This is a genomic window from Enterococcus sp., assembly GCF_022711995.1.
Taxonomy (GTDB): Bacteria; Bacillota; Bacilli; order Lactobacillales; family Enterococcaceae; genus Enterococcus_D.
Window position 1 is genome coordinate 1 of the sequence record NZ_JALAHI010000080.1, and the last position, 4,092, is coordinate 4,092.

The 4,092-nt window shown below is 38.0% G+C and carries 5 protein-coding genes and 6 tRNA genes; all 11 read left to right on the top strand.

The features are described 5' to 3' along the window. The first annotated feature begins 37 nt into the window (after positions 1-37). Positions 38-119 (top strand) — tRNA-Leu (locus tag Q0A12_RS07715). 7 nt (positions 120-126) lie between these two features. After that, positions 127-199 (top strand) — tRNA-Thr (locus Q0A12_RS07720). 10 nt (positions 200-209) lie between these two features. Continuing rightward, positions 210-281: transfer RNA gene (locus Q0A12_RS07725), tRNA-Gly, on the top strand. A gap of 16 nt (positions 282-297) precedes the next feature. Further along, positions 298-383, top strand: a tRNA-Leu gene (locus tag Q0A12_RS07730). A gap of 11 nt (positions 384-394) precedes the next feature. Continuing rightward, positions 395-468, top strand: a tRNA-Arg gene (locus Q0A12_RS07735). A 28-nt stretch (positions 469-496) separates the two neighbouring features. Next, a tRNA-Pro gene (locus Q0A12_RS07740) sits at positions 497-570 on the top strand. 102 nt (positions 571-672) lie between these two features. Then, positions 673-1,557 (top strand): ribosome small subunit-dependent GTPase A, encoded by an 885-nt coding sequence (gene rsgA, locus Q0A12_RS07745; protein WP_291292079.1) that lies wholly within the window; start codon positions 673-675, stop codon positions 1,555-1,557. 10 nt (positions 1,558-1,567) lie between these two features. Next, the gene (rpe, locus tag Q0A12_RS07750) at positions 1,568-2,221 is read left to right on the top strand and encodes a ribulose-phosphate 3-epimerase (protein WP_291292080.1); all 654 of its coding nucleotides are present in this window, start codon (positions 1,568-1,570) and stop codon (positions 2,219-2,221) included. Beyond that, entirely contained in the window at positions 2,222-2,854 is a 633-nt protein-coding gene (locus tag Q0A12_RS07755; protein ID WP_291292081.1) for a thiamine diphosphokinase, read from the top strand. It abuts the gene before it with no gap. A gap of 146 nt (positions 2,855-3,000) precedes the next feature. Further along, entirely contained in the window at positions 3,001-3,858 is an 858-nt protein-coding gene (gene mreC / locus Q0A12_RS07760) for a rod shape-determining protein MreC (RefSeq protein WP_291292082.1), read from the top strand. Between the two features lie 2 nt (positions 3,859-3,860). Further along, the coding region (mreD, locus tag Q0A12_RS07765; RefSeq protein WP_291292083.1) for a rod shape-determining protein MreD at positions 3,861-4,092 on the top strand (232 nt) is incomplete at its 3' end.

The following is a 4,092-nucleotide window of genomic DNA, read 5'->3' on the forward strand; positions in this document are numbered from 1 at the left end:
AGGTTCGAGCCCTGTACGGCTCATAGTAATAACCTATGCGGGTGTGGCGGAATTGGCAGACGCACTAGATTTAGGATCTAGCGCCTTCGGGCGTGGGGGTTCAAGTCCCTTCACCCGCACTTAATTGCCGGCTTAGCTCAGTTGGTAGAGCATCTGATTTGTAATCAGAGGGTCGAGGGTTCAAGTCCTTTAGCCGGCATCAGGAATACGCGGAAATAGCTCAGTGGTAGAGCACCACCTTGCCAAGGTGGGGGTCGCGGGTTCGAACCCCGTTTTCCGCTTTTGCCATCGTAATCAGCCGGGGTGGCGGAACTGGCAGACGCACAGGACTTAAAATCCTGCGGTGAGTGATCACCGTACCGGTTCGATTCCGGTCCTCGGCATTTCTTAATATGCGCCCATAGCTCAATTGGATAGAGTGTTTGACTACGGATCAAAAGGTTAGGGGTTCGACTCCTCTTGGGCGCGTAGTCTTTTTATTTTTTATATCTATTATCGGGAAGTAGCTCAGCTTGGTAGAGCACTTGGTTTGGGACCAAGGGGTCGCAGGTTCGAATCCTGTCTTCCCGATTTTTTTGTCTGAAGATTCCTCTTCAGGCTTTTTTTATTGGTGTGAAATTTATACATGAGTTATAAATATGTTACAATAAAAGGAAATGAGGAGGAGAATTTTTGAAAGGACAAATAATCAAAGCTCTTAGTGGATTCTATTATGTAGAGTCTGAAGAAACTATCTTTCAAACTCGAGCAAGAGGTAACTTCAGAAACAGAAAAATAACACCTCTTGTTGGGGACAATGTTATTTTTGAAAGTAGTAATCCAACGGATGGATACTTGTTGGAAATAATGCCGAGAAAAAATGAATTAGTACGACCACCAGTAGCCAATGTGGATCAAGGCGTAGTGGTAACAAGCTTGGTTCAACCTAATTTCTCATTTAATTTATTGGATCGTTTTTTAGTTACACTAGAGTATAAAGAAATCGAGCCAATCATTTTTTTGAGTAAAACTGATTTAGTCAGTGATCAAAGCGAAGTTAAAAAAATCACAGCTTTGTATCAACAAATTGGTTATCAAGTCATTGTTTCAAAAGCAAATAATAGCGATCTTCTAGAATTACAAAGAATCTTTCCAGAGTGTCTGACAGTTTTTATGGGTCAATCGGGTGCAGGAAAATCTACATTGCTTAATCGAATAGTTCCAGAGCTAGATTTGGAAACAGCTGAAATTTCTGAGTCATTAGGCCGAGGGAAACATACAACACGACATGTAGAGTTGTTATCGGTATATGACGGTTTAGTGGCTGATACCCCAGGATTTAGTTCAATTGACTTTTTAGAAATTGATAGCGGACAATTGCCAAAACAATTTCCAGAATTTTTAGCGTTGTCGCATCAATGCCGTTTTCGCGAATGTATGCATATAAACGAGCCAGATTGTGCGGTAAAAGAAGCCGTTGAACAACAAACAGTTGCTCTTACCCGTTATAAAAACTATGTCCAATTTTTAGAGGAGATTGAAAATCGTCGTCCAATTTATAAAAAGAAAAATAAGTGAGGGAAATGATATGATTAAACTAGCACCATCAATTTTAAGTGCGGATTTTGCGAACCTGCAACGGGATATTGAACTTGTTGAAAAAAATGGCGCAGATTACATTCATGTGGATGTTATGGATGGACAATTTGTTCCAAATATTACTTTAGGACCAAATGTTGTCAAGGCTATTCGTCCAATAACAAAATTACCATTAGATGTTCATTTGATGATTACTCAGCCAGAGAATTATATTCATGCGTTTGCTGAAGCTGGTGCCGATATTATCGGGGTTCACGCTGAAGCTACTCCCCACATTCATCGAGCAATTCAAATGATTTTGAATGAAAATGTAAAGGCAGAGATCGTGATTAATCCAGGCACGCCGGTATCTGCTATTCAGCATGTATTATCTATGTGTGATCAAGTTTTAGTTATGACTGTGAATCCTGGATTTGGTGGACAATCCTTCATTGAAGAAACAGTCGCTAAAATTAAGGAACTAGCACAATTGAAAGAGAAAAATGGGTATCACTATGATATCGAAGTAGATGGAGGAATCGTTCCAAAAACTGCTCGAATTTGTTTAGAAGCTGGTGCCAACGTGTTTGTTGCTGGGAGCTATATCTATGATGCCGACAGACCTGCGGATCAGATCGCAGCTTTGAAAGAAGCGTTGCAATAAATGAATATTCTTTTAGTCGCAGGTGGCAAAAAGCAAACATGGCCGATTTTAAAGAAGTATGATAAATATATGGGCATTGATCGTGGATCGTTTCATCTACTAGAAGAGAATTTACCTTTGGATTTTGCGATTGGTGATTTTGATTCTCTTACCTCAGAAGAAAGAGCGCTGGTAAGAAAGAATGCAAAAAATTTTTTCCAAGCTCCTGCAGAAAAAGACGATACGGATACACAACTTGCTTTAATGATGGCGATTGAGAACTATCCTAATGCAGAGATTGATATCATTGGCGCAACAGGCGGAAGGATCGATCATTTCTTAGCGAATTTATGGATTGTATTAGAAGAACGCTTTCAGCCTTTTGCCCATAATATTAGCATATTAGATAATCAGAATAGCATTCGTTTCTTTTTACCAGGAAAATATTCAATAAGGAAAGAAAAAGAAATGAAATATCTAGCATATTGTTGTCTGACTCCCATTGAGAATCTTTCATTAATGGAAAGTAAGTATCTATTGAAAAATGTAAAGGTTGAGTACCCTACCTCATTTGCTAGTAATGAGTTTATATCAAATGAAGCGTCTTTTGCGTTTGAAAAGGGAATTATTGCTGTTATTCAAAGTAAGGATTAAGAGACATTTAGGTCTCTTTTTTTATTTTCGAAAGTTTCAGAAAGCTAATTACAAAAAAAGCATTAAGACGCGCAACTTAACTTTTGTTTACGTCATTTTAGTGGTAAAATTAAGGCTATCAGTTTGGAACTCATTGAGGTGTCTTTGTGAAAAAGTTTAATCCTAATAAAAATATTATAATCACATTAATTATTGTGATTTTAGTTGTTTCTGTGTTGAGTGTGACGATTGCTAGAAGAGCAGTTGGGAATTCATCCAGTTTCGCCCAATCGGCAGTTAATGATACGATTGGCATCGTAGATAAAGTGATTACAGCTCCAATACGTTGGATCGAAAACGGTGCAAATTCTGTAAAGAAACTTTTTGTAACGTATGAAGAAAACGAACGGTTAAAAGAAAAAATTGACAGTTATGATGAAATTGCTCGGTCAAATGAAAATTACAAGCGGGAGATCGAGTCATTAAAAGAAGAATTGGCGTTGAACGAAACTTTGACTAATTATGAAAAAATTACTGCCAATGTTATTAATCGTTCGCCAGATACATGGCAAGATATGCTTGTTGTGGATCGGGGTACAAAAGATGGTGTCGAAGTCAATATGGCGGTAATGTCTCAAAAGGGTTTGATAGGGCGTGTTATTGAAGTGAATGCGGCGTCTTCAAAAATCGAACTGCTGACTTCTGAAAATCAAAATTCAAATCATTTTCCTGTTCGAATCAGCGGAAAAGATGGTGAAACTTTTGGCATCCTAAGTGGTTATGATCAAAAGGAAAAATCTTTGGTTATCAGTCAATTGACTGGTAGTACGAAATTGAAAGAAGGAGATGTTGTACAAACCTCTGGGTTAGGAGGCAATTCTCCAGCTGATCTTGCTATTGGTACAGTCATTCGTACTTCCAAAGATGAATTCGGCTTAGATACAAAAGTTTATGTAAAACCTTATGCACAAATGTATGATATTCAAGCAGTTACTATTATCAAACGTTTGGCGGGTGACAAATAAGAATGAAAAAAAATACGTATTTGAAGTACTTTGCTGGAGCATTTTTTTTCTTGATGATGTTGTTAGATGGACAGTTGACCCGTCTTCTTGAACGATGGACGCAAGATAATTATATAGCGAGTGCACATTTGCTGTTGATTGCTTTTTTATGTGCTGCTAGGTATTTACCTAAAAACTATTTGATAATTACTGCATTGATTATTGGATGCTTGTATGACCTTTACTATATTGGCA

Bases quoted from the DNA above. Each gene is read 5' to 3' on its own strand.
- rpe (WP_291292080.1), top strand. From the start codon at position 1,568: ATGATTAAACTAGCACCATCAATTTTAAGTGCGGATTTTGCGAACCTG.
- Q0A12_RS07755 (WP_291292081.1), top strand. From the start codon at position 2,222: ATGAATATTCTTTTAGTCGCAGGTGGCAAAAAGCAAACATGGCCGATT.